At 70.3% G+C, this 24,623-nt stretch carries 21 protein-coding genes and 1 pseudogene; 18 read left to right on the top strand and 4 right to left on the bottom strand.

Annotation, left to right across the window (positions count from 1 at the left end):
* The first annotated feature begins 13 nt into the window (after positions 1–13).
* The 4 genes from AC07GB_RS21685 (at position 14) to AC07GB_RS21670 (ending at position 3,452) form a co-directional block, all read left to right on the top strand.
* A complete protein-coding gene (locus AC07GB_RS21685) occupies positions 14–574 on the top strand; it encodes a M23 family metallopeptidase (RefSeq protein ID WP_478847806.1) in 561 nt (186 codons plus the stop codon).
* On the top strand, positions 571–1,410 hold the full coding sequence (locus tag AC07GB_RS21680; protein WP_478847804.1) for a GNAT family N-acetyltransferase: 840 nt from the start codon (positions 571–573) through the stop codon (positions 1,408–1,410). Before AC07GB_RS21685 ends, AC07GB_RS21680 begins: the two co-directional genes overlap by 4 nt.
* Positions 1,407–2,942: a UDP-N-acetylmuramoyl-tripeptide--D-alanyl-D-alanine ligase gene (locus AC07GB_RS21675; RefSeq protein WP_478847802.1), complete on the top strand. Its 1,536-nt coding sequence runs from the start codon at positions 1,407–1,409 to the stop codon at positions 2,940–2,942. Before AC07GB_RS21680 ends, AC07GB_RS21675 begins: the two co-directional genes overlap by 4 nt.
* Before the next feature lie 66 nt (positions 2,943–3,008).
* Positions 3,009–3,452 carry a GNAT family N-acetyltransferase gene (locus AC07GB_RS21670; RefSeq protein ID WP_478847800.1) on the top strand — a complete coding sequence of 148 codons (444 nt, stop codon included), beginning with the start codon at positions 3,009–3,011 and terminating at the stop codon, positions 3,450–3,452.
* Positions 3,453–3,502: 50 nt separating this feature from the next.
* On the opposite strand, the gene AC07GB_RS21665 is transcribed toward AC07GB_RS21670, so the two are convergent.
* Positions 3,503–3,946 carry an N-acetyltransferase family protein gene (locus AC07GB_RS21665; protein ID WP_478847798.1) on the bottom strand — a complete coding sequence of 148 codons (444 nt, stop codon included), beginning with the start codon at positions 3,944–3,946 and terminating at the stop codon, positions 3,503–3,505.
* Positions 3,947–4,083: 137 nt separating this feature from the next.
* Between AC07GB_RS21665 and AC07GB_RS21660 the strand changes: the two are divergent.
* Positions 4,084–4,414, top strand: a pseudogene (locus AC07GB_RS21660) (transposase family protein); the annotation flags it as partial.
* 963 nt (positions 4,415–5,377) lie between these two features.
* Entirely contained in the window at positions 5,378–5,920 is a 543-nt protein-coding gene (locus AC07GB_RS21655) for a hypothetical protein (protein WP_478847796.1), read from the top strand.
* Positions 5,921–6,326: 406 nt separating this feature from the next.
* Here AC07GB_RS21655 and AC07GB_RS21650 read toward each other — a convergent pair whose 3' ends face one another.
* Together AC07GB_RS21650 and AC07GB_RS21645 are read right to left on the bottom strand one after the other, a co-directional pair.
* Positions 6,327–6,911, bottom strand: a complete 585-nt coding sequence (locus AC07GB_RS21650; RefSeq protein WP_478847795.1) for an RICIN domain-containing protein — start codon at positions 6,909–6,911, stop codon at positions 6,327–6,329.
* A gap of 116 nt (positions 6,912–7,027) precedes the next feature.
* Complete coding sequence (locus AC07GB_RS21645; protein WP_478847793.1) at positions 7,028–7,675, bottom strand: hypothetical protein; 648 nt, start codon at positions 7,673–7,675, stop codon at positions 7,028–7,030.
* Positions 7,676–8,104: 429 nt separating this feature from the next.
* Here AC07GB_RS21645 and AC07GB_RS21640 point away from each other — a divergent pair, with 429 nt between their 5' ends.
* The 12 genes from AC07GB_RS21640 (at position 8,105) to AC07GB_RS21585 (ending at position 23,250) form a co-directional block, all read left to right on the top strand.
* Positions 8,105–10,957 (top strand): AfsR/SARP family transcriptional regulator, encoded by a 2,853-nt coding sequence (locus tag AC07GB_RS21640; RefSeq protein WP_478847791.1) that lies wholly within the window; start codon positions 8,105–8,107, stop codon positions 10,955–10,957.
* 481 nt (positions 10,958–11,438) lie between these two features.
* Positions 11,439–12,881: a serine/threonine-protein kinase gene (locus AC07GB_RS21635; protein ID WP_478847790.1), complete on the top strand. Its 1,443-nt coding sequence runs from the start codon at positions 11,439–11,441 to the stop codon at positions 12,879–12,881.
* Positions 12,882–12,889: 8 nt separating this feature from the next.
* On the top strand, positions 12,890–13,231 hold the full coding sequence (locus AC07GB_RS21630) for a hypothetical protein (RefSeq protein ID WP_478847788.1): 342 nt from the start codon (positions 12,890–12,892) through the stop codon (positions 13,229–13,231).
* Between the two features lie 217 nt (positions 13,232–13,448).
* On the top strand, positions 13,449–13,847 hold the full coding sequence (locus AC07GB_RS21625) for a hypothetical protein (RefSeq protein ID WP_478847786.1): 399 nt from the start codon (positions 13,449–13,451) through the stop codon (positions 13,845–13,847).
* 1,286 nt (positions 13,848–15,133) lie between these two features.
* Positions 15,134–16,159: a peptidase gene (locus AC07GB_RS21620; RefSeq protein ID WP_478847784.1), complete on the top strand. Its 1,026-nt coding sequence runs from the start codon at positions 15,134–15,136 to the stop codon at positions 16,157–16,159.
* Positions 16,156–17,367, top strand: a complete 1,212-nt coding sequence (locus AC07GB_RS21615) for an aspartate aminotransferase family protein (RefSeq protein ID WP_478847782.1) — start codon at positions 16,156–16,158, stop codon at positions 17,365–17,367. The genes AC07GB_RS21620 and AC07GB_RS21615 overlap by 4 nt, the downstream gene beginning before the upstream one ends.
* A complete protein-coding gene (locus AC07GB_RS21610; protein WP_478847780.1) occupies positions 17,364–18,608 on the top strand; it encodes a glutamate-5-semialdehyde dehydrogenase in 1,245 nt (414 codons plus the stop codon). Before AC07GB_RS21615 ends, AC07GB_RS21610 begins: the two co-directional genes overlap by 4 nt.
* Positions 18,605–19,426 carry a hydroxyethylthiazole kinase gene (thiM, locus tag AC07GB_RS21605; RefSeq protein WP_478847778.1) on the top strand — a complete coding sequence of 274 codons (822 nt, stop codon included), beginning with the start codon at positions 18,605–18,607 and terminating at the stop codon, positions 19,424–19,426. The genes AC07GB_RS21610 and thiM overlap by 4 nt, the downstream gene beginning before the upstream one ends.
* Entirely contained in the window at positions 19,423–20,028 is a 606-nt protein-coding gene (locus AC07GB_RS21600) for an HD domain-containing protein (protein WP_478847776.1), read from the top strand. The genes thiM and AC07GB_RS21600 overlap by 4 nt, the downstream gene beginning before the upstream one ends.
* Positions 20,025–21,356: an ATP-grasp domain-containing protein gene (locus AC07GB_RS21595; RefSeq protein ID WP_478847774.1), complete on the top strand. Its 1,332-nt coding sequence runs from the start codon at positions 20,025–20,027 to the stop codon at positions 21,354–21,356. Before AC07GB_RS21600 ends, AC07GB_RS21595 begins: the two co-directional genes overlap by 4 nt.
* The gene (locus AC07GB_RS21590; RefSeq protein WP_478847772.1) at positions 21,353–22,276 is read left to right on the top strand and encodes a DMT family transporter; all 924 of its coding nucleotides are present in this window, start codon (positions 21,353–21,355) and stop codon (positions 22,274–22,276) included. The genes AC07GB_RS21595 and AC07GB_RS21590 overlap by 4 nt, the downstream gene beginning before the upstream one ends.
* A 125-nt stretch (positions 22,277–22,401) precedes the next feature.
* The gene (locus AC07GB_RS21585) at positions 22,402–23,250 is read left to right on the top strand and encodes an NAD(P)-dependent oxidoreductase (RefSeq protein ID WP_478847770.1); all 849 of its coding nucleotides are present in this window, start codon (positions 22,402–22,404) and stop codon (positions 23,248–23,250) included.
* Between the two features lie 97 nt (positions 23,251–23,347).
* On the opposite strand, the gene AC07GB_RS21580 is transcribed toward AC07GB_RS21585, so the two are convergent.
* A complete protein-coding gene (locus tag AC07GB_RS21580) occupies positions 23,348–24,370 on the bottom strand; it encodes an SDR family NAD(P)-dependent oxidoreductase (RefSeq protein ID WP_478847768.1) in 1,023 nt (340 codons plus the stop codon).
* Positions 24,371–24,623: the final 253 nt, after the last annotated feature.

Raw genomic sequence — 24,623 nt, 5'->3', positions numbered from 1 at the left:
TCGAAGAAGGGGTGTGACGTACGTGCCGGACTTGGTGTTCCCGGTGGCGGGAATGAGCTGGGCAGACTTCCGGGAGCGGCCGGAACTCCGTGGAGCGGATGCCGGTGAGCCGGGCCGAGGCGGCTGGTACTACCGGAGGAGCGAAAGCCACGTACACAAGGGCATCGATCTCAAGGCGCCGATCGGCACCCCGTTGCTGGCCGTGGAAGGGGGAACCGCGGAGTTCATCCTGGCCGAGGAAGGCCGGAGCGGGGGTCATCGCGTGCGGTTGACCGGGGCGAGCGGTGCCCTCTACCACTACCTGCACCTGGGCACCGATCCCGCGGACCCGAGGGACGCATTCCCGCCAGAATTCATCGGCAAGAGCGAACGGCCGGTTGCCGTCACCGCGGGAACGGTCATCGGTTACCTCGGCCACACGGGCGGCGCTGTCGCCGGCGGCAGGTCGATTCTTGCAAGGGCAGCACACCTGCATTTCCAGTACCACCCGAACGCTGGCCGCGTAAGCGCCAATCCGGCGCACCTGTTCGATCTCATCGAGAGCGGTCTCGACGTCGATGGATATCTGCCATGAGACTGGCCTTTTCGGAATGCACCCCTGACTATGAGGCCCATCTCGCGCCGTACCAGGTGCTGGGCTTTCCGGAGGACGGCGAGTCGGCCGCCACCGCTTTCGGCCTCGGCATGTTGCCGAGCAACCGCGAGCTGACCAGGTTCTACCTGGCCCGCAGCGTGCGCGTCGACCTCGGCAAATACACGGAAAGCAGACGTGAACGCTACGTCAGGAGACAGTGCGAAACGCTCCGCCGCGCATTTCTCTCGCGCGCGCAGCTCACCGGGTCGGACGACTGGTCGGACATGTGTGTGCGCTATATGAACGAAAGCTCGTGGTGGACCGAGCGGCGCGGGCGCCCGTTTCGCACCGCGGACCTGATGGCCCGGCTGGACTCGCCCCTGACGACACATCTGCTGACCCTGACGGATACCTCCGATGATGCGCCCGCAGCGCTGGCCACCCTGTACGTCGAACCACCCATCGCCTACTACGCCCTGGCCTTCTACGACACGCGGTACCGGAAGACAGGTGTCGGCTCGTACCTGATGAGCTGTGTGATCGGCGAGCTGCAACGCCGTGGCCTCTCCCACGCGTACTTGGGCACGTGCTACTACGAGGGCGCCCGGTACAAGACGAGGTTCACCGGCATGGAGTTCTTCGATGGTCTGGGTTGGTCGGGCGACCGGGAAAGACTTCGGCTCTTCCTGAGCCGGCAGAAGGATCTGAGCGGTCAGCACCTGTTCGACCATCCGTCCTACCTCGACGCCGGCCAGCCGCCACGGCCCGAGGACACCACCCTGTGGCTGGCCGACGTTTCGCAGGCACGGCACGTCGACTCCGTGGAGGAACAATGATCTCGCTCGATCTCAACGCCGTCGCGGCAGTGGTGGGCGGTCGCCTCCACAGGGCGGACGGCTCACGGCAGGTTCACGGCACCGTCGAGTTCGACAGCAGGAAGGTAGGGCCAGGATCGCTTTTCGTAGCACTGCCGGGGCAGCGCTCCGACGGCCTCCAGTTCGTCGAGCACGCGGTCGCGCGGGGAGCCGTCGCGGTGCTCACGGCGCGCGAGGTGACAGCGCCGGCTGTCGTCGTGCCATCCCTCGGCAGCTACGTGCCCTCCGATGTGCTCGCGCTGGCGGGCGACAGCGACGGATTCGGTGCGGCGGTGCTGGCCGCGCTGGCGAAGCTCGCAAGCCATGTGCTGCGTCAAGTGCCCGGCTGCGCCGTCGTCGGGGTGACCGGGTCGGTCGGGAAGACCTCGACCAAGAACCTGATCGGGCACCTGCTGGCCCGGCTCGGTCCGACCGTCACGTCACCGCGGTCGTTCAACAACGAGCTGGGACAACCGTGGACGGTCCTGCGGATCGAGGAAGACACCCGGCACCTCGTCCTCGAACTGGGCACCAGGGGCATCGGTCACCTGGCGACGCTCTGCGCGACGGCGCCGCCCCGTGTCGGCGTCGTGCTGAACGTCGGTGACGCGCATCTCAGCAGCTTCGGTTCCCAGGACGCCATTGCCGCCGCCAAGGGCGAACTCGTGGAGGCACTGCCGCACGCATCCGCCGGCGGGGTCGCCGTGCTCAACGCCGACGACCCGCGCGTGGCCGCGATGGCGGATCGGACCTCGGCCCGAGTCGTGCTGACCGGACGGCAACCCGGCGCACACCTGCGCGCCACCGACATCGGGCTCGACAGTCAAGCGAGACCGCGGTTCACCATGCGGCTCGACCTGCCCGGCATCCGTGGTTCCGCGCGCGTCGCCCTGCCGACGCACGGTGAGCACCAGATCGACAACGCGCTGGCGGCCGCGGCAGTCGCGCTGGAGTTCGGTGCCACGATCGACGAGGTCATCTCGGGTCTGGAGAACGACCGCTCGGCACCCCCGCACCGGATGGCGGTCCATCGGACGCCGGAGGGGATCACCGTGATCGACGACGCGCGCAACGTGAGTTCTGGATCGGTGCGGGCGGCCTTGCGTACCTTGGCTGCGATCGCCAATACCGGCGCTTCACGGAAGTGGGCGCTGCTCGGGACGGCACACGGACCCGGCTTCTCGGGAGACGCCAGGCACGACAGCTGGGGACGGCTCGCCGCGCAGTCCGCCGACCGGATCGTGGTGATCGGCGAGGACGCCCGGCAGATCCATGAAGCCGCGACGAGAAGCGCGGGCAAGGACACCCGTACCGAACTGGTGCCGGACGTCGAAGCCGCGATGGCGCTCTTGCGTGACGAGTTGCGCGCCGGCGACGTCGTACTGCTCAAGGGCTCCCGGAAAGCCGCACTCTGGCGGATAGCCGACGCGCTCCTTCCGGCGGATGCCCCCAGCACGGGGTGGGACAGCGACTTCGATGTCGTGACGCCTGGCGGCAGTCCGGGCCCTCGGTGAAGGGGCCGACGGGGCCTGCCGGGCGGTCGCAGGGGCCGCAATCTGAAGCTGCGGTAGGTTGACGAGGTGACAGTCACCATACGCCGAGCCACTTTCGCGGATGCCGACCAGATCGCCGGCCTGTTGGGCCAACTCGGGTACGCCAGTACGGCACAGGAGGTCGAAAAGCGCTTCACCCTGTGGTTCGACGACCCGTTCGGTGCGGTCCTGGTGGCTGAGCACAGGGGACGCGTCGTCGGCTGCCTTTCCCTGCACGCCGTCCCGTACCTGGAGAAATCCGGGCGCTGGGCCCGTATCGAGAGCCTCGTTGTCGACGAGGCGGCCCGCCGCACGGGGGCGGGCAGCCGGCTGATCAGCGCCGCCGAGGAGCTGGCGCGGCAATGGGACTGCTCCGCCGTCGAAGTGACCACGCTGCGCTCACGGCTCGATGCCAATGCCTTCTACCAGCACCACGGTTACGACGACCGCTGTGAGCTTTCCGCACGCTATTGGAAGGACCTCTCCGGTTGAGCCGCCGGTGCCTCGGCACTCTGCGGTCGCGGCCCCGGGCAGGGACCAGCTCAGTCGAGGTAGAGCCGGTATCCCTGCGCCACTGTGCGAAATCCGCGCGCCTCGTAGAAGGCGTGTGCTCCGTGGCGGCTGGCGCGGGACAGGAGCTGGATCTTGTAGCAGCCCGCGTCCCGTGCCAGGGCGAGCACGGCGTCCATCAGCGCGGTACCGATGCCCGACCTGCGTAGCGCCGCTGTCACGACCACGTTTTCGATCAGCATGAACGGCCTGCCCGCGCGGGTCAGGTTCGGCAGCGTCGCACAGTCGGCCGTGGCGACGGGTGTGCCGTCGGACTCGGCCAGCAGGATCGTCCGGCCAGCCTGCTCCAGGATGGCCTGCCAGGTGCGCAGTGCGGCGGGCCGGGGGAGCACGGGGTCGTCGGCGTGCAGTTCGGCGTACAGCGCCAGCAGGGCCGGCAGGTCGGACTCGGCTGCGGGTCTGATCGCGATCGCCATCCGGGCAGCCTACCCGGCACCTGTGGGCTGGGTTCTGACCAATAGGCACTCCGACAGCGGAGGCGCGACCGAAGCCTGTTGCAGAAGGCCGGAACGGGGCGTTCTTGGTGGTTCGCGAGCGCGGAGGCAACGGCACCATCATCGATGCCGACACCTGCCTGGCGATGGCTACCGCCCGGCCGGCCTCGGACAACAAGGCCGACGCACAAGTGTGGAGGAGTTCCGGCCTGGCCCGTCACTGCGAAGGCGTCACCGTGCTGGGCGACGGCGTGTACGTCAACACCGGCCTGGTGATGCCGCACCGCAAGCGACAGCGGCTGGCCCTGCCGCCCGGCGAAGGGGCGGACAACGCAGAGCATCGACGGGTGCGAGCACGGGTGGGAACACACCTTGGCGGCGCTGAAGAACTACAGGATCCTGCGCGACTGCCGACAGCGCGGCGACGGACTCCACCACGCCGTCCGCGCTTGTCGCCCCCCTGCGCAACCTCAAGGTCGGCGGTGCGCGGGCGCGAGGGCGTCCGGGCCTTGGCGGGCGCGGGTCCGCTGTCCGCGACCCCCTCGAAGAGGCCGGTAGGCGCGTCGGGCAGGGTGTCGCGCAGGAGCGTTCCTTCCATTCCCGTACGACGGCTCGCACCCGGAAGGGCGCCTCTTTGGGGGTGACTCCGCGCAGCACTGTGTCTGTCCCAGGGGGTCGCGCGTCGGCGCCGTGATGCGGATCGTTCGCACCGGCAGGGGCACAAGGGGGTGGCGGTCGGGACGGCGGCCGCGGCCCGCTGACGGCACCCGGAGGCCGTGGCCCAGGTTTCGCCAGGACGCCGGGGGAGGGGCGGGTGTGAGCACCTGTACTCATGCCCTGCCGCCCATGTGTGGGGCAGGCTGATTGGCATGGACGAGACGAGCCCGGCCCGGCCGTGCTCCTCGCCTATTTCGCGGCGGCAGGGTGACGAGCGCGCTGTGGGGAGTTGGGTTGTCGGTGCGGCCCGGTGTGTCTGCCCGGCAAGCGGATCACCTCATCGAGCAGCGGGGCCCGGGGCCGTTGACGGCGCTCAACTGTGCTGTCGGCGGCGCCCGGAGGCCTCGTGCGGCGCGGACCTGGACGTGGGGCACGGGCGCAACTCTTGGCAGATGCCCCGGCTGGCCCCTCCCCATTCCCATGGCTCAGCCGCAACGTTACGGTCGGTAAGTCGCGGCAAAGATGGGGGACTTACCGATGAAGCATGGCGCATGTGGCGCGGTCTTACGTTGCAGTGGGGCGGCCTTGGCGGTGCTTGTCGTCTCAGGGTGTTCGAGCGACGCGAGCGACAAGGCGACCGCGCCGCGCGGATCTGGAAGCACGACAGCTGCTCCTCAGGCGTCTGGAAACACGTCCAGCCCCTCTGAGGAAAACGAGGACTCCCTGGTTGAAGGCGGGGTGCCCACTCTTGACGGCTTGCAAGCAGCGTTCCCCACAGCCAAGGAACTACCGCCGGGCTGGCGCCTGTCCGGTACGGACTTCGTGGGCTGGCAAGACGCCGCGGCCTCGATCGAGGCGACTTATGGCACTGTCTGCGGAGCCACGCCGCAGCGGGCCGCTGAGATCAACACCAGTGAGTACGCGATGCATAAGAGTGCCGGTAACGGGGCGCAAGGGGGCGGGGCCCACTTCGCGCTGACCGTACGCATGGGTTCTGGAGGGACGGACAGCAAGCCCACGCGCGACGAGCGAATTGCGTCCGTCCAGGAGAATATTGAACTCGACCGCTCGCTGTACTCCTGTTACAACCCTGCTGATGCCGACGTAGGCGATAGCGGTCTCAGTTTCGAGAGCGCGCGGTTCGAGCACATCATCATGCGTGTGGGCGTCGTGGAGGTGTCCATCAATGCCCCTCGAGGGGGTGGAAGTCCCACAGCGGAATCCTGGGCACGCGTACTGGAGCAGCGCATCCGATCGGTCACGGCCGGCGAAGTACCCACGGCGCGCATTACGTCGTGACTGCCGAGAGCTTGGCACGCTGGCCGGGGCCAGCCCGCCTCGGCTGCGACGGCACATGTACGCGGGCCGGGCAGGAGCGGCCTGTATGAACGCGGACACACTGCCCGGAAGGACTGCGTCCCGGCAGGTCGCGATGGGCCGCTGGGACTCCTGGACCTCCGCCGTCAGGCCCCACGCACCCTGTGTGCGGGCCCCTCGTCAGAGACAGGCTGCCGGGATACGCAGCCCCGCACAGGCCCGTTGCTCTGACCGGCGCGGTCCGGGGGGAGGCCGGGGTCAACCTCGGCACCGGACCGCAGCGACGTCCAGCGCGGCGGCGCTGCGGTCCGGTGCCCGGGGCGGGCCCGACGCCCCGGCGGCCTCCTGCCAGGCCCCGTACCGAAGCGCGTGCACAGGGCCCACCCGCTCAGGCCCCTTGCAGAGAGAACATCATCGCCTTGTCGGAGTACTGCACGAGGAGCGCGCGTTCCTGGGCGAACTTGTCCTTCTGGATCGACACCCAGGCCCCGGAGTGCAGGACCTGCATCGCGAAGGGGCCGTTGGCGGGGTGGTGGTCGAGCCAGAACTTCTGGTTGGTGCCGATGTAGTCGCCGCAGTCACCCTGCTGGAAGGCCTGGCCGTCGTCGGGCTTGTAGCCGACCATCGTGATGCACTGGCCGGTGAGCCGCGATTTGAACACCCAGTCCGTGCTGTGGGTCGGGCTCGGCCATCTGCATGCTTGCCACTGCTGGTTGTGCCCTCCCCAGTAGGGGTACTGGATGATGGCTCCGGGGTTCTCGGGCCCCTGGGAGATGTCGACGGCCATTCCCTTCGGCGTGTTGATGCGGTAGTAGCCGGGCTCGCAGATCCACCCGTCCCAGTTGGTGCCGGACGCGGAGGTCGCTGCGGTCGCGGGGGACGCGGTGGGGAGCAGCGTCACGAGCGCTGCCGCCGCGGTGGCCAGGGCGTAGCGCAGCCGGCGGCGGGGGTTTCGCGGTGCGCGTCGGGGCATGTGGCTCACTCGGCTCTCCTCGGTCTGGGTGCTGTGAGTCGCGGTCGAACGGAGATGGCGGGGGTACGAGCGTGGCGGCGCGGGCGGTCGCCGGCCCGTCGTGCCCGGCGCGCGGTTCAGCATGCGTCCAGCCGGTCCTGCGCGGCGCGGCGCACGGTGCCGAGGGGTTCCAGGGCGGCGCAGTTGCGCACAGCGGTGCCGATCTCAGGGGTCTCGAAGGTGGTGAAGGTGCCGTGGGCCCCGTCGCGGATGGCGTTGACCCATACGCCGGTGGTCGGCCCGGTCTGGGCGCAGACGTACTTCACGTACTCGCCCTCGACGTTGCGGGTGCCCCGGTAGAGGGCGTACTGCCCCGCGCGGTTGAAGTTCCAGGTGTCGGTGATCTGATGGGTCTTCGTCGAGGACGTGGTCTTGGAGACGGAGAAGCGGACCTTGGCCTCGACCTTGGCGAACAGCGCGGCAGCCGATGCGGTGATCTCGGTCTGCCGGTCGACGGTGGTGGTCACCGAGTCTTCCTGCTTGAGGGACACGGTCTTCTGCGCGGTGCTGCCCTCGGCGATCGTGATCGCCTGGAAGTCGGTGATCACCGGGGTGACCTTGGTCGTGACGTCGTAGTACATCGTGTTGACGGCCGGGTTGCAGCTGCCCGTGGGCGGCGGCGGGGGCGCGGCGTACGCGGGTGCCACGGTCAGTCCGCCGACCACCGCCGCGGCGGCGAGGACGACGGGAACGGTACGGCGTCTGGTGACGAGGATGCGTCTCACGGTTCTCTCCTTGAGGTGCACGAAAGTGCCTGAAGTGCCTGAAGTGCCTGAAGTGCCTGAAGTACGAGGTGTACGAGACGTACGAGGAATACGAGGTGTACGAGGAGTGCCCGACGTACCGGCGTACGGGGAGCGGTGGCTGTGCGCCGGGCGGGAACGGACTTGAGCATGCCAAGGCGCGACACGATTTCTTCACGCCCCGGTCACGAGAGCGCCCCGTGGGCATCGCGCTCCGGCCCGTCACCGCGCACCCTCCTCCCGCACGACTGGCGCGAATGCCCCTGGACCGCGCGGCCCGACCCGTTCAGGATGATCTTCTTGAGGGCCGCCGGATCCAGGCCGTCCCGCGTCACTGCTCGCTGTCCGCTGTCCGCTGTCCGCTGTCCGCTGTTCGCTGTCCGCTGTTCGCGCCCGCGCCACGGAGGCCGTGTGGAGTTCAGGCTGCTGGGCCCGCTGGAGGCCCGGGCGGGCGGCGAGCGCGTCGAACTCGGCGGGGTGCGTCAGCGCGGCCTGCTCGCGGCGCTGGCGCTGCGCCCCAACTGTGCCGTGCCGCTGGCAAGGCTGATCGACGCGGTGTGGGACGAAGACCCCCCGGTGACCGCCGAACGCCAGGTCCGCAACATGGCCGGGCTGCTCCGCCGCCGCCTCGCCGAGGCGCAGCCGACCGGGCCGGGGACGGCCGATGAACAGCGTCCCGCACCGCTCATCGTCAGCGACGGGCCCGGCTACCGTCTCGCCGTCCCCGAATCCGCCGTCGACGCACATGTCTTCACCGCCGGGGTGGCCGCCGCGCGCACCACCGAGAGCGCCGGGGACGCGGCCGGCGCGGTGACCGGCCTGCGGCGCGTACTCGCCCTGTGGCGCGGGCCCGCGCTTGACGGGCTGCCGAGCTGGCCGCTCAGATCCGCCGCCACAGCCCTTGAGGAGCAGCGGCTCTGCGCGCTCGAACACACCTTCGCGCTGGAGCTTTCCCTGCACCGCCATGTCACCGTGATCCCCGAACTGGCGTCGCTCGTCGCCGAGTTCCCGCTGCGCGAAGGGTTCGTACGGCACCTGATGACGGCCTTGCACCGGGCCGGACGCCATAGCGAAGGGCTGGAGGTGTACCGCAGGCACGCGGCGCGGCTCGCCGACGAGACGGGCCTCGACCCCGGCCCGCAGCTGCGGGCGCTACGCGACACACTGCTGCGGCCGGAGGCCGACCGGCACGCTCCCGTCACGGGCCGCGGCCCCCGGCCCGCACCCGCCCAGCTCCCCTCCGACCTGCCCACGTTCGTCGGCCGCTCCGATGAACTGCGCCGATTGGGATCCGCGCCGCCCGCCCCCACCGCCGCCGCACCGGAACAGGGCACGGCTGTCACCGTCGTCTCCGGCGTGCCCGGCACAGGGAAGTCCACGCTGGCACTGCACTGGGCCCACCGCCATCGCCACCACTACCCCGACGGGCAGCTCTTCGCCGACCTGCGCGGGCACGCGCCCGGCGGCCCCCGGCGCCCGGGCACGGTACTCGCCGCCTTCCTGCGGGCCCTGGGCGAGGACGCCGAGCGCATACCCCCCGACCAGGACGAAGCGGCGGCGCTCTACCGCACACTGCTGACCGACCGGCGCGTACTGATCGTCCTGGACGACGCACGCGACGCCCAGCAGGTCAGGCCACTGCTGCCGGGCAGCCCCAGCTGCACCGTCCTCGTCACCAGCAGGGAGCGCCTCACCGGCCTCACCGCGCGGGAGGGGGCCCGGCGTCTGGACCTGGCCGGGTTCACCCCCTGCGACGGCAGGGCCCTGCTCACGAGAATGCTGGGGCCACAGCGCACCACGGCCGAACCGCCTCAGGCCCTGGACACACTCCTCGCGGCCTGTGGCGGCCTGCCCCTCGCGCTCGCCATCGCGGCGGCACGGCTGCGCGACCAGCCGCACCACTCGATCGCCGGGCTCGCCGCCGAACTGGCCGCCTCGGACGACCGGTTGGGCCTCCTACGGATCGACGGCGACAGCACGACGGGAGTACGAGCGGCGTTCGCCCACTCCTACGCCGCCCTCGACCCCGCCCCGCAACGGCTGTTCCGCCGCCTCGGACTGTTCCCAGGACCCGACATCACACTCGCGGCCGCCGCCGCCCTTGACGGCTCCGGCACGCCCGACCGAACCCTGCTGGACCGACTGGTACGCGCCCACCTCCTGGAAGAGCGCGGCCCCGGCCTCTACCGCCTCCACGACCTGCTGCGGATCTTCGCCGCCGAGCGCGCGGCAGCCGACGAGACGCCCGTGGCGCGGCGCGCGGCGCGCTCCCGCTGGTACGCCTGGTGCCTGCACCACGCGGACGCCGCCGACCGGATCCTCGCACCCCACCGGCGTACCGTACGACTGCCCCCTCGGCCACAGTGGCTGACGCTCTCCCCCTTCACCACGCAGGACGAGGCCGTCCTGTGGTGCGGGGCGCAGCGCGCGAACCTCCTGGCCACGATCCATGACGCGTATGCGCACAGGGACGACGAGGTCGCCTGGCAACTGCCCGCGCTCTTGTGGAGCTATCTGCGCGGCCATCCCCTGCGCGAGGACCAGATCCTGGTCGGCCGCGTCTCGGTCGATGCGGCGCGCCGCATCGAGGATCCCCACGCACAGGCGCTGTCACTGAACAACCTCGGCTCCGCGTACGACGGTCAGACCGATCCGGCCTCGGCTCTCCCCTGCCTCACCGAGGCCCTGGAGCTGATGCGCCGCACGGGTGACCGGTTCGGCGAGGCGCACGTCCTGGGCAATCTCGGCGCGCACCACGGGTACACCGGCGACGACGTCCGCGCGATACACCACCTGGAGCAAGCACTGACCGTGCTACGCGACCTGCCCCCACCCGGGGACCCATGGGCGACCTCGGTCTTCGAGACCAACATCGGCACCGCCCATTTACGGATGGGCCGCTTCGCCGAGGCACTCGACCCGCTGCGCAGGGCCATGGCCCTCCACCGCACCCTCGGCAACGACGGGTTCGTCAGCTTCTCGGTGTCCGCCCTGGGCGTCGTACGGCACGCGCTCGGCGACCCCGAGCGCGCGATCGCGTTCCACCGGCGGGCGCTGCGGATCGGCAACAGCGCAGGCTATCCGGGCCGCCGCGCCACGATCCTGGCCTGCCTGGCGGCCGCGCAGCACGCGCGGGGTGACATCACGGACTCCCTACGCACCTGGAAGGAGGCGCGGGAACTGTTCGACGCCCTGCCCGAAGCCCACTTCGTCGGCCTGCGCCCACTGTTCAAGAGGCTCGGCTACACACCGCCCGCCGTCTGACCCCCAAGGCCCCATTCCAGCCAGCGCGGGCCCCGGCGCCCTTGCCGCCCCGCAGAGAAGCAGAGCCTGGGTTGTGGGGGCAGCCGCGACGGTGAAGCCCACCCGCGCCAGCCATCCCCACGGCACCACCGCCATGGCCGTCCGCGACCATCTCGACAGTCCGAGGGTGGGGAAGACGGCGAGTTGCCCAGGCTCGACACCTGCACGATGTGCCCGCTGCCCCGTGCCCGCGCAGGAACGGAAGAGCCGCCTGCGTCACCCACAGGGCAGCCGTCAAGCCCTCTTCTGCGACGGGCTCGACCACACCCTGGCCCCTTCGCGACCGGGCTGACCGAGCCCGAAGGGAAGGAAAGTGGTCACAGACTGTGCGGAATCCTCATGCAACGCGGGTACAAGGTTAGTGGCGGCTCAACTCATCGGCGGGCCAAGGAGGGTCGGCCGATGCGCGCCGGCAGGCAGGCACGAGCAGGAGGGAGGCGTCGTGGTCGCTGAAGAGGTGCGCCGAGCCTTTCGGCCGCTGCGCGCGGGCGACCCGGCCACCGTGGCCGGGCATCGGATCCTCGGTCGGCTCGGTGAGGACGACACCGGCGTGTTGTTCCTGGCGCGTACACCTGATGGACGGCGGGTGACGGTCCGGCTGTTCCACCAGGATCTGGCCCGCGACCAGGGCTTCCGCCGCCGCCTCCGCCAGGAGGTTCAGGCTGCGCGAAGGGCTGACAGCCTGTACTCCGCAGCAGTCGTCGACAGCGATTCCGACGACCGGCAGACCTGGCTCGCCACCGACTATGTCGCCGGCCGCTCACTGCGCGATGTCGTCGCCGGATACGGGCCGCTGCCGGTGGACGCCGTCGCCGTGATCGTCATAGGGATCGCCAAAGCACTTCAGGAGATGCACCGGGTGGGGCTCGTGCACCGCGACCTCAAGCCGTCCAACGTCCTGCTGACGGGTGACGGGCCGCGGGTCATCGACTTCGGCATCGCGCGCGCTGTGGAAGCAGTCGCTGACGAAGGTCTTCGGCGCACGGGCGCGATGGTTGGCACGCCGGGATTCATGGCTCCCGAACAGGCCCTGGGTCATCGCATCACGCCCGCTACGGATGTCTTCGCTCTGGGCCTGGTCGCCGTCTACGCCGCCACCGGTACGTCTGCCTTCGGTGACGGCACCTCGATACACGCCTTGCTCTACGCCATCGTTCATGAAGAACCCGACCTGTCAGGTGTTCCAGCGGAACTGCGGGACCTGGTAGCGAGTTGCCTCGACAAGGACCCTGCCCGCCGGCCTTCGCTGGACGCGGTGATCGACGTCTGCACGCGCGTCACCACGATGCCCGAACCGAACCGCGCCGACGACTGGCTTCCGCCCGCAGTGGCTGCCTATGTCGACCGGAGCCGTCAGACAGCCCTCCCCCCACGGAGAAGCCCGCGCGCCCCCATGGCGAAGCCGCTCACGCCTGCGCGGCCCGGCATGGCGGCAGCCGCGGAGCCGCCCCGCACAGGCTCACGGGAGGACAAGGCACACGCACGAGGCGTGCCAGGCATGAACCTTTATGCCATGGGACTGCTGATCAGCCTGTTCAGCGTCGTACTGGCAGCTCCCGAGGGAGTGTGGTGGGCCACGGCGCTCCTCGCCGTCATGGGAGTGGTCCTCGTCGCCACGGCACTGGTCAACATCCGCCGCGGCACCGTCCCGCCGACCGACCTGCCCATCGAAACCGCGGGATCGGAGTCACCCCGCATCCGAAGCGGCCCGCGCAGAGGCAGTGCCTTCCTGGCCGGTCTGGCAGACGCCGCACTCTTCATGAAACCCCGCACCCCGGTGACGCCCGAGCCCCGGACCCAGGACGCGTATCTGCATCAGGCCTACAACCGCCTCGGCCCACCGCCCCTGAACACCAACGGCACGACGGGACGAGGTCCCCGATGAGCGACCCCATGCCCGCACCCGAGCCGGAAACAGCCCAAGCCAGGAGCACCTGGCAGGACCTCCCCGTCGACCAGCAGGTCACCGCCTGGGAAACCGCCGTCCAGGGAAGCGCCGAGCGCATGCTGCGCCAGGTCGAGGCGGACTACGAACACCGGCGCTGGATGGACCGCGTGGAGATCCGCTTCAGGATCTTCGGCGCCGTGCTGGGCTCGGCCGGCATCACCGGCGTCTTCTGGCTCACGAAATACCTGGTGGACCATGACGCCCCGGCCTACGCGGCCGGAGTCTTCGGAGCGAGCGTGGCCGCGTTCGCCGGCCTGGTACTCAGAAACGACCGCCGCAGGCCCTGAACAGTGCCGGCCCTCCCCGATCTCATGCGTCACGGCCCACCAGGTGACCGCCCCCGCCGATCGCCTCGACACCGCTTAACTCGACCCGGCTACCTACGCGGACGCGTCACACCGATTCCGCGACTACGTCGGGTTTCCTCCCACGACCGCCGCGCCCCTGGGGCCTGTTGTGGATGGGGCGGTTGGCGCCGTGGTGGCGGTACGGGAGACTCAGGTCATGGACGGGACCTTTCGACTGCGGCGCCAGACCAACCGCTGGGCCCGTTTCGCTGAGGTCAGCGTGCGCCTGGCTCCGGCGGCGAGTGCCGGGGTCGTGGTGCGTGCGGACGTATTCCGCTGGAGTCACCCGGCAGCCGCCGACGGCAGTGCCGAGGCGGAAGCACGAGAGGGCGCCTGGTACGCACTGAGGGGACTGCCCGCCGGCCTGCGCAGCCTGCTGGTGGAGATCACAGAGATCGCCATCGCTCCTGCGGATACCGGTCCGGGCGACGTGAAGTTCGCCGCCGCCCACGCCGTCTGGCAAGCGGTGGGGCACCTGCCGCCCCATCCGCCGTTCACGGGCGAGGGCGGAAACCCGGTGTTCCCGGCGGAGGAAACTCCTGACCGGGGTCTGTGACGATCTCGGCGTGGGAAACGCCCGGGCCTGACGGTCGGACAACGGCTCGGCCGGAGCCGTTGCTGCCCGTGGGCAAGAGACCAGGGCGCCTCGGGCCTGGCCCCGGCGCCGGAAGTACGCCAGCGGCGACGGGTCGAATGCCGAATCGTTCAGGCCCACTTCACACGCGGCCTTCCACCGCAGATCGCACCGCAGATCGCACCGCGGATCGCACCGCAGACGCTGGACGGCCTCGAAGTCCGGCGGGCCGGGCACGGGCAGCACCTCCACCACGACCGCGCGAGCCAGCTCGCCCGGTGGCACCGACGGGCGCCCGTCCAAGGACGGGTACATGTCCGCGACCCGACTTCCAGCAGAAGGTGTTCCCCTGCATTTCCTTCCGGATCATGTGGAGAGGGAAGGTGATAGCGCCCCCATTTCTCGATCAACGCCTGCGCGTCAGTGATCTCACACGCACATTTCCTCGTTGTCGTGACCATGGTGCGCTGGGTGCCGTTTCCCTGGCTCAATTTCGATGTCTGTCGTGATGGCCAGAAAAGCAGGTCTGAGGGCGGCGTTCCCCAGCTACCTTGACGCCGTCTGGAGGAAGTGCATGGGATTCAGGCCTGGAGCCGTACTGCTGGCCCCTGCGCTCGTATCGCACGGTGCGGCGGTGGTAGCCGAACAGCCACGAGAGCGACCGCTCGACCTTCCAGCGGTGTCACCGCGCCGCTCGCTGGAGTCGATCCCGGGGCGGCTGACGTGCGGGACGAAGTCGCGTTCTCGCAGTCAGGCGAGGTACTCCGCGGAGCGGAGCCGGCCGCCGGGGCGGCGCCCGCAGCCCCCGCAGCCCCCGCAGCGCCCGCAGCGCCCGCGGCTCCTGTGGCGCCTGCGCCGAGAGCATGCGGCGGGCGCCCCGAGCCAAGCCCCTCCAAGACCTTCCGACGCAGCCCCCGCCCCACGTACGTCGCCTCGGCCCGGACGGCGCACCGGCGATGTGCCCCGGCCGGGGAGACCCCGAAGAACTCCGGCAGGTGACGCCAGGCGCACCCACCGGTGAGGACGTACACCACGGCCGTGCGCAGCGCCCGCTCATCGACCGGCGCGGCCCCCATCGACCGGCGCGGCCCCACCGCCCGGCGGACGGGTGGAGCAGATGGAATAGAAGGAAGGCAGCAAAGGACCGGCCGGCCCCCGCAGTTCGTCACGAACCAACCGGTGCGACAGACGAATTCACGCGGCCCGACATCATGTCGCATCGAGTACCACCACGTGAAAGCGCTTACGACAGAATCCGGTCACGGCCGGTGTCCTGGTTCGGCGCGGTCATCGGTGTCTCTCCATCATCCGCCAAGCCCCGGTTCGGGCTCGCGAAGGGAATGCTCATGTTAGGCGTGGAGTTATTACGCAGCCTTGGACTTCCAGAACAGGACGACTACAGCCTCAGTCCTTCACCGCATTCTTTCCCCGATGGAGCCGACTTCCGGATCGAAGTACCGGTGGTCAACAGCTTCAGCACCTTCCGAGCACTGGTGGATCAGGCCCGGCGCAGAGGCATGACCGTGAACCGAGTGACCGAGACGGTCGGCCTCTTCCGGCACACCAGGGAAGAACTGGCCGACTATCTGAGGCTTGCCGCGGACGAAGGCATCACCGCGGTCTTCTCGGTGGGCCCGCGGGCCACGTACGACACGTGCCCCACCCGGCTGACTCAGCACGGCAGTTTCATCGGGTACCGGCTGCGCGGGGTCGACCAGATCCGGCGCGCGCTCGACGACGTGCTGCGCGGCCTCGAATTGGGCTGCCGGTCGTTCGTCGTGTACGACGAGGGATTGCTGAAGATTCTCGGGCAGGCCAGGAAGGCCGCTCTGCTGCCGGCGGACACCACGTTCAAGGCCTCCGCGCACCTCGGCTACGCCAATCCCATCAGCATCTCGCTGCTGGAGGAGTTCGGCGCGGACAGCATCAACCCGGTCAGGGACCTCCCGCTGCCCGCCATCGCGGCGGTCCGGCAGCACTTGGCCGTACCGCTCGACGTGCATACGGACAATCCGCCGTCATCCGGCGGGTTCATCAGAACGTACGAGGCACCCGACATCGTGCGCGTCGCACGGCCGGTGTATCTGAAGACGGGCAATTCAGTGGTCGGTGCGCACGGCCAATTCACCGGGGCCGAGGACGGCGAGAGAATGGCGGACCAGGCCTCCATCACGCTGGAGACGGTACAGCGGTTCGCACCCGAAGTGAGGCAGAGCCCCGCGGGTTCACCGGCACCGGGAGACGCGGTCGCCGGCCGGGCCGCGAACGAGGAGCCCGCCGGGAGCATCCGATGACGCATCCGGCGCTGGTGGCCACCCTGCTCGAAGGCCCGGTCATGCGCAGCGGCAGCGGCTCCTGGCTCGTCGACATCGAGGGAAACCGCTATCTGGACTGTGTCGCGGGGCCCGGTGTGCATCTGCTGGGCCACGGTCACCCGGCGGTGATCTCGGCGATCGAGCGGCAAGCGGGCGAACTCGTCCATTCGAGTTTTCAGCTCAACGAACCGGTCATCGAACTGGCGGAACAGCTCACCGAACTGGCCGGGGGCTCGTTCCAGCGCGTCTTTTTCGCCAACAGCGGCTCCGAAGCGATCGAGACGGCGGTCAAGCTGGCCAAGAAGTTCCAGGCCTCTCGCGGCAGATTCGGCCATTCCATCGCCGCGCTGGAGAACGGCTATCACGGGAGGTCCGGCATAGCGCTCGCGCTCACCGGGATGAACATATACAAGACCGGTCTGCCCGGTTTCAGTCTCTACCCGGGCATCGTGCACCTGCCGGTGCCCCGCACCGGCGAGGTGGACCTCGACGAGCTGGGACGCCAACTGGACGCGCGGTCCCAGGACGACCTGCTCGCCGTCGTCGCGGAACCGGTCCTTGGAGTGGGCGGGGTGATCGTGCCTCCGGACGGGTTCCTCCGCGCGCTACGCGAACTGTGCGACGCACGGGACGCGCTGCTGATCTTCGACGAGGTCTTCACCGGCCTCGGCAGGACAGGCACGACGTTCGCCTTCGAACGCTCCGGAGTGAGGCCGGACATCCTGGTGGTCGGCAAACCGCTCGGCGCCGGCTTGCCGGTCGGCGCCGTCCTGACCCCGGACGACATCGGCTCATGCTGGGCACCCGTCGACCACTCGACCACGTTCGGCGGGAACGGAGCCCTGGTGGGCGCGGTGGGCAAGACGGTCCTCAGGGAGCTGACCGCAGGCCGCCTGGCGGACGCGGCGGAACGAGCGGGCAACCAGCTGATGGACGCGCTGCGTTCCGCGGCACCGGCGGACGTCGAGGTGCGCGGGCAGGGGCTGCTCATCGGCCTGGCGTGGCGGTCGCCCGATCAGGCCATGGCGTTCCGGCGCCGGATGATGGCGCGCGGCGTCCTCGTGGGCGTCGGCGGCCAGCAACGCTCGGTCGTGCGTCTCACCCCGCCGCTGAACATCACCTCCGAAGACCTCAAGCTCCTGGAGAGCACCACCCTCGCCGTGTTCGACGAGGTGGTGCGCCGATGACCGGGGACATGGTCGACAGGCGGGCCGCGGCGGCAGCGGCGCGGCTGACAGGAGACGAGAAACGCGCCGCCCTGCACGCGGTGGCGGACGCGATGGAGGAGCGGTTCGGCGAGATCGCCGAGACCAACAAGGACGAGTTCGCACGGGCGGAGCGGGCAGGCTCGGTCACGGGCAAGGCGCTGCGGCGGATGCTGGTGGAACGGCCCCGGTTCGACCGGATCATCAACGGTGTCCGGTGGCTCGCCGAGTGCCCGGACCCGGTGGGAGAGATCTCTGAACTCCGTCCGCAGCCGAACGGCCTCCTGGTCGGCCGGATGCGCGTACCGCTCGGAGTCATCGCCGCCGTGTACGAAAGCCGTCCCGAGGTGACCCTCGAGGCCTCGGCGATGGCGCTGAAGAGCGGCAACGCCATCGTCCTGCGCGGTGGCAGGGAATCGACGCGGACGAACCGGCTCCTGGTGCGGATCATCCAGGACTGCCTGACGGACGCCGGTGTCCCACCGGGCATCACCCGGTACGTCGACGATCCGTCACGGCAGGCACTGTGGGACCTGCTCAGCGGCGACCACCGGATCGACCTGGTCGTGGCCAGGGGCAGCGACGCCTTCATCGCCGAGGTGCGGCGGCGCTCTCCCTGGCCGGTCCTCGCCTCCGGCGGCGGCAACTGCCACATCTACGTCGACGCGTCGGCGGACCTCGAATCGGCCACCCGGATCGTGCTCAACGCGAAACTCTCCGCGCCGACCATGTGCAACGCGGTGGAGACCGTGCTGGTGCACGCCGCCCACGCGCCGGACTACGTCAGCAGCCTGGTCACCGAACTGCACCGGGCCGAGGTCACCGTGCACGGCTGCCTCCAGGTGTGCGCGGCGGCCCCGGAGGCCACCCGGGCCGACGAGAAGGACTGGAGCACGGAGTACCTCGGCCCGAGCGTGGCCATGCGCGTGGTGCCGGACCTGGAGACCGCCGTCGACCACATCAACACGTACGGCACCGGGCACTCGGAGGCGATCGTGACGGCCGACCTGGCCAACGCCCGCGCGTTCCAGTACGCGGTGGACGCGGCCGCCGTCTTCGTCAACGCGTCGACCCGGTTCACCTACGGCTACGAGTTCGGTCTCGGCCCGATGCTGGGCGTCTCCACGCAGAAGCTGCACGCGCGAGGGCCGATCGGCGTCACCGATCTCACGTCGAGGAAGTTCGTCGTGACGGGTGCCGGTCAGTTGCGGACGGCGCCATGAGCGGGCCGGAGGACGACGGGCTGATCGCCACGATCCGCGAGCGCCGTCCGCTCGTACACATGATCACCAACCTGGTGTCGATGGCAGCCTGTGCGCAGACCGTGAAGTCGCTGGGCGCCGCGACCATCTTCGCGCACGCCGCCGAGGAGGCGGCCGAGATCGCCCGGACGGCCGACGCGGTCGTGCTGAACGTCGGGACCTCGGTGCCGGGCATGGACCGGACCGTACTGGAGGTGGCCGAGACCTGTGCGGCACGGTCGATCCCCGTCGTCCTCGACCCGCTGGGCTCCGGCGCCAGCCGGTTCCGCTCCAACCTCGCCAGGTCGCTGCTCGACACCGGAGCCGTCCGCGTGGTGTCCGGCAACGTCGCCGAGCTGGCGGACCTGTGCGGTGTCCCGTCGGTGATGCGTGGCGCCGACGCCGTCAGCGCCACAGCTGCGGCGGATGAGGTGTGCCGCAAGCTGGCGGAGTCCGCTCAGGTCATCGCCGCCGTCTCCGGCCGCACCGACCACGTCGGCGACGGACGGCGGCTGGCCGCGATCGCCAACGGACATCCGGTCATGGGGCAGGTGGTCGGCACAGGCAGCGCGCGGTCCGCGGTCCTCGGCGCCTTCGCCGCCGTCGCGGGTGAGGACATGTTCACCGCGACGGTCACCGGGGTCTGCGCCTACGGCATCGCCGGTGAGCTGGCGGCGGCCACCGGCCGAGGACCCGGATACTTCCTGCCCGAACTCTGCAATCAGCTGTCCGTCATCGACGACGAGGTGGCCGCGACCCGGTCACAGGTCACCTTGTCCGCCCCCAGGGAGACATCGTGAAGTGGGTGGAGTGGCTGCCCGAACTCACCAGGATCGGTGACGACGGCCTGCGGGACGGGACGGTCGACGTGCTGACCGAGGCCGCGCGGCGCGGTGGCTGGGCCGACCCGGGCATCATGTGCTACGTCGAGGAGACCGCGTCCGGAGCGCCACCGGTCGTCCGCCCGCAGGTGAAGCTGGTCGATCACCTGCGGCTGGTGGCGGCCGCCGCGGCCGACATGGCGGAGCAGTGCAACCGGATCGTGGGCTCCCGCACCACGGTGGACCACGTCCTGGCCGGCGCTCTGCTGCACGACGTCGGCCTGTTCGAACTCTTCGGTCCGAAGAGCCAGGCCGAACCGGCGGTGCCGGTGCTGCGCCGACCGCTGCTGCTGCGCCACCCGTACACAGGCGCGCGGCTCGCCGAGGAGATGGGCCTGCCGACCGAGGTGGTGCACATCATCGCGACCCACTCCGTCGAGGGGGAACACACCAAGCGCAGCAAGGAGTCGGCGCTGGTGCACTGGGCGGACTGGGCGACCTACGACGTGATGCGGGAGGCACTGTTCCCGGACGCGCCGCAAGAACGAGCCTTTTACTACTCTCCGGGGGGCGCGTCATGAGGGTGCTCATCGTCTACGACTACGGCGGCCCGCCGCTGCCCTACTTTCTGCCCGTTCTGCGAGCCAGGGCCCGCGTCGCGGTCTACGTGCCGCGCCCCGAACGCCTCGATGCGGTGGAGCGCGCCTTGCTCACCGCCGGAGCGGAACGTGTTCTGCTGGACGACGGTACCTGGGACCGGCGGGACGAGCAGGAGACCGAACAGCGCGTCGTCGTGGCCGCGCAGGACTGGCGTGCCGACGCCGTGGTGTGCTTCAGCGAGCTGTATGCCACTCAGACGGCCGGCGCTGCGGAGAAGCTCGGGCTGCGCGGTCCCGGCGCGGCCGGTGCCGCCCGCGCCAGGGACAAACTCCTGATGCGGGACGCCCTCACGGTGGGAGGACTGACGAACGTGCGCTACCGCTCGCTGCGGTCGGAGGAGGACATCGTCACCCTGATGTCCGAAGTGGGTGGTCCCGTGCTGATCAAGCCACGGCGCGGTATGTCCGCCGCCGGCATCCAGCGGGTCGATCGCGCCGAGCAGGCGCGGCAGGCGTTCGCCTCGGCACGGGAGTCGCTGGCCGGATTCGACGTTCCGGCCGACGCCGAAGGGGCCTTCCTGGTGGAGGAACTGCTCCATGGCGATCCGGACCTGTGGTACCCGGTACCGGGCTTCAGTGACCAGGTCTGTGTCGAAGGCCTGGTGGTGGCCGGCGCGTACGTACCGGTCGCCATCACCGACGTGACGCCGAAAGTGCCTCCGCTCACCCAGAGCGGTCACCTCTCACCGACGTCCATGGACGCGGACGCCCGCCGCCGGGTGATCGACACGGCCGAACGGGCCGTCGCCGCACTGGGCCTCGACACCTGCGGCACGCATGTCGAACTCAAGCTCATGCCCGACGGCAGCTGCGCCGTGGTGGAGATCGCGGCTCGCTACGCGGGCCGTACGATCATCCCGCAGACGGACTTCGCCCACGGCTGCGACCTGGTCGGAGCCCTCGCGGACGCGCTGCTGCACGGCACGTGCACCACCCAACGCTTCGATCCCGACGCGGAGCCGTCGCGGGCCGCGGCCACCCTCTATCTCTACGGCAGCGAGTGCCTGGGCACCCATCGGACCCCCGTCCGGTTCGGCGGCTTCGCCGTACACCCGGCCGAACTCCTGGACCAGGCGGTGCGGATCGCGGGCTACGCGGAGCGGGAGCGTGGCTGGGTCGTCGAGGACCGGGTGCACGAACAGCCGTACTGGCTCGCGCAGCTCCATCTGCACAGCACCTCCCTCGTCGAGCTGCGGAACTCGGTGACGCGCGTGCGCCGGGAGCTGCGACTGGTGCCGGAGGACGCGTGAAGGGTCGGGGTTCCGCGCTGCTCGCCCTTTCGACCACCGTACTGATCTGGGCCTCGACCTTCGTCGTGAGCGACCGCGTGCTGGCCGAGACCGGGCCGGCCCAGCTCACGTTCCTGCGGTTCGCCATCGGATCCCTGGTGCTCCTGCCGTTCGGCATCGCCGGTGGCCTGCGGGCGCGTGACCTGTTCAGATCCGCGTACGTGGTGTGCGGACTCACCGGCGTCGCCCTGTACTACGGATTGCAAAACGTGGGACTGCTGTTCACCTCACCCGACAGCGCCGCGCTCTTGCAGGCGGCACTGCCGGTGCTCACCGTGCTGCTGGGTCTGCTGTGGCTGCGCGAGCGGCTCCGGGCCGGCCGGGCACTGGGACTGGTGCTCGCGGTGCTCGGCGTGCTGCTCGTGGTCGGGCAGGGCGGGCCCCGGTTCGACCTGCTCGGCAACATGATCGTGCTCGGCGGTGTCGCCGCGTACGCGTATTACACCGCCTACGTACGGCGCTTCTGCACGCACCTCAAGCCAGTGGTACTGGCGTCGGCGTCCAGCCTGTGGGGCCTGGTGTTCCTGGCACCGTGGCTGGGGTGGGAGATCGGTGAGAAGGGGTTCCGGCCGCCCTCCACCGACGGCTGGCTCGCGATCACCTACCTCGGTGTCGTGGCGTCCGGCCTCACCCTGCTCCTGTGGACCTTCGCCCTGCGCAAGGTGCCGGCATCCGTGGCAGGCACGTTCACCGGCGGCATCCCAGCCGTCGGCTACCTGTTCGCGGTCCTGACCGGGACACCGCTGATCTGGTCCCAACTCGTCGGAGGAGCCTTGGCGTTGGCGGGCGTGGTCCTGAGCGCGACGAGCCGGACGGACCCCGTACCGGACCCGCCGGAGCGTGCGGTGATCCGGCAGGAGCGTGGACGCGTCGATGCCTGACACCACGACTCCTGACGGCAACCACCCCGAAGCGCTGTGGCGAAACGGTGAACCGGTGCCGTGGCGGGAGGCCGCCCGGGCCCCGCTTGGGGAGCGCCGCTTCACCACCGCTCAAGGAGACGACGATGCACATCGCTGTGATCGGCCTCGGCGAGGCCGGCTCCCGTTACGCGACGGCCTTGGCCGCCGCCGGACACCGGACGACCGGATTCGACCCCGGCCCCGCCGCCACCCCCGGCGGTGTCCACCGCGTGGCAGACCTGGCCGACGCCGTACGCGACGCCGAGATGGTGCTGCTGCTCACCCCGGCGTCCTTGAGCGTCCGCCTCGCGACGCAGGCCCGCCCCGCTCTCGCCCCGGGCACCTGCTGGGCGGACCTCACCGCGGCTTCCCCGGAGACGATGACCGCGGCCGCCGAGGCCTTCGCCGATGCGCCGGTGTCCTTCGCCGATGTCGCGATCCTCGGCCCGGTACCGCTCACGGGCGCACGGACGGCCGTGGTCGCCAGCGGCCCCGGCGGCCCCGCCGTCGCCCGGGTCCTGCGAGGACTTGGCGCCCCCGTCGAACTGCTGACATCGCCTCCCGGCGCTGCCGCCGCCCGCAAACTGCTGCGCAGCGTGCTGATGAAACCGCTCGCCTTGGTGATCTGCGAGGCGGTGGAGGCCGCTCGCGCGGCGGGCTGCGAAGAGTGGATGCGCCAGCAGATCACGGACCAACTGGGCGCCGACGGACCGGCAATGATCGACCGATTCCTCACCGGCACCCCGCGACACGCCGAACGCCGGTCGGCCGAGATGCGAGCGACGGTCGCCTATCTGGACTCCCTGGGTGTCCCGAGCGAGATGTCCAGCGCCTCAGAACAGGCACTCCTGCGGCTGATCCGGAGAAATCCGGGTGTGCCGGTTTCCGCGGATGCCGCTTCAACGCGCACCAGGGAGTCGTCCAGCGCCGATGCGCCGGATCGACAACGATGAGCATGGGCTCTGCCCCACTTGGCGTACGAGGCGAGCGAGGTCCGCGCTCCGCGGCGCCGCCGGGCCGGGGCCCCACGTGCTACCGGCCAGGCCCTGGTCAGCCCGAACGTCGCCGCGTACGGATGCCGCCCTTGATGCCTGTCCTGCGTACGCGGGCGCCTCCAGCCGCCCCCACTGCCACCACCACCAGCGCCGCCGTTCCGAACCTGCGCATCACCGTGCGCGTGCGGCCGTGCCAGCCGCCTCCTACCGAGGCCGGACCGGCGGAGGGGTGCAGGACGTTTCCCTCGGTGGGTTCCGCGGTGTGCTTGCGGGAGAGGTGGGAGCGGTCCATCTCGTACGCCAGTACGCGCTCCACGAGCGGCGGTGCCAGTTTCGACAGGGCCCCGAGAGCCCGGCCGGCGGGCCCCACGTACACCTCCCTGCGCGGCCTGTCCGCCAGCCGCACCACGGCCTTCGCGGCACGCTGCGCGGTGTAGACGGGGCCCATGGGGGTCACCGCCCGGCCCGAGTAGTTGGCCGCGTCGCGGAAGAAGGGCGTGTCCATGGTCGCCGGGAGCACCGTGCAGACGTGGATGCCGGGCTGCCCGGCCAGCCGCAGTTCCTGGCGCAGGGTGCCGCCCAGGGCCCGTACGGCCGCTTTGGACAGGACGTAGGGAGTGTTGTACGGGACGACCGCGGCGCCGACCACGGAGGACACGTTGACGACCGTGCCGTGACGCTGTGCGCGCATCACCGCGAGCGCGGCGCGGGCCCCGTTCACGCAGCCGAGGACGTTCACGTCCAGGACCCGCCGGAACATTGCGTGCGGGACCTCCTCCAGCGCTCCGAAGGCCGCCACCGCGGCGGCGTTGAGCCATACGTCGATCCGCCCGAACGCCGCGACGGCCTGCCGCGCGAGGTGATCGACCGCTTGGGTGTCCGTCATGTCGGTGGGCATCACGAGCGTGCGGGCACCGTGGCGCGTACGGCAGTCCTCGGCGACTTCCTCCAGTACGTCCGCCCGTCGTGCGGCGAGCACGAGAGCGCACCCTCGAGCGGCGAACGCCTGCGCACAGGCGCGGCCGACTCCGCTCGACGCGCCTGTGATCACGACGACCTTGCCCAGGTCAGCAGCCACCCGCACGGCTCCTTTCGTTGCGCTGGACCGCGTCCTCTTCCGATTCCGACGACGCGGTGCGTCTGGAGTACCCCGGCCCGGCCGAGGCCACACCGGCGGCCGGCCGAATCGGCGGAAGGGTGTGAACCGTGAACAGGCGGTCACTCGGCCTCTGCGCGACGATCAACAAAGCGCCGCCCCCAGATGATCAACCAAGCGCCACCAGGCGACCAACGAAGCGCCACCAGGCGATCAACGAAGCGCCGCCCCCAGA

The sequence above is a fragment of the Streptomyces sp. NPDC045778 genome, from assembly GCF_056431945.1.
This window is presented reverse-complemented; position numbering and strand designations above follow the sequence as displayed.

Coding starts and splice junctions, on each gene's coding strand:
- AC07GB_RS21585 (WP_478847770.1), top strand. CDS start 22,402: ATGCACATCGCTGTGATCGGCCTCGGCGAGGCCGGCTCCCGTTACGCG.
- AC07GB_RS21675 (WP_478847802.1), top strand. CDS start 1,407: ATGATCTCGCTCGATCTCAACGCCGTCGCGGCAGTGGTGGGCGGTCGC.
- AC07GB_RS21630 (WP_478847788.1), top strand. CDS start 12,890: ATGCCCGCACCCGAGCCGGAAACAGCCCAAGCCAGGAGCACCTGGCAG.
- AC07GB_RS21595 (WP_478847774.1), top strand. CDS start 20,025: ATGAGGGTGCTCATCGTCTACGACTACGGCGGCCCGCCGCTGCCCTAC.
- AC07GB_RS21615 (WP_478847782.1), top strand. CDS start 16,156: ATGACGCATCCGGCGCTGGTGGCCACCCTGCTCGAAGGCCCGGTCATG.
- thiM (WP_478847778.1), top strand. CDS start 18,605: ATGAGCGGGCCGGAGGACGACGGGCTGATCGCCACGATCCGCGAGCGC.
- AC07GB_RS21650 (WP_478847795.1), bottom strand. CDS start 6,911: ATGCCCCGACGCGCACCGCGAAACCCCCGCCGCCGGCTGCGCTACGCC.
- AC07GB_RS21665 (WP_478847798.1), bottom strand. CDS start 3,946: ATGGCGATCGCGATCAGACCCGCAGCCGAGTCCGACCTGCCGGCCCTG.
- AC07GB_RS21610 (WP_478847780.1), top strand. CDS start 17,364: ATGACCGGGGACATGGTCGACAGGCGGGCCGCGGCGGCAGCGGCGCGG.
- AC07GB_RS21625 (WP_478847786.1), top strand. CDS start 13,449: ATGGACGGGACCTTTCGACTGCGGCGCCAGACCAACCGCTGGGCCCGT.
- AC07GB_RS21680 (WP_478847804.1), top strand. CDS start 571: ATGAGACTGGCCTTTTCGGAATGCACCCCTGACTATGAGGCCCATCTC.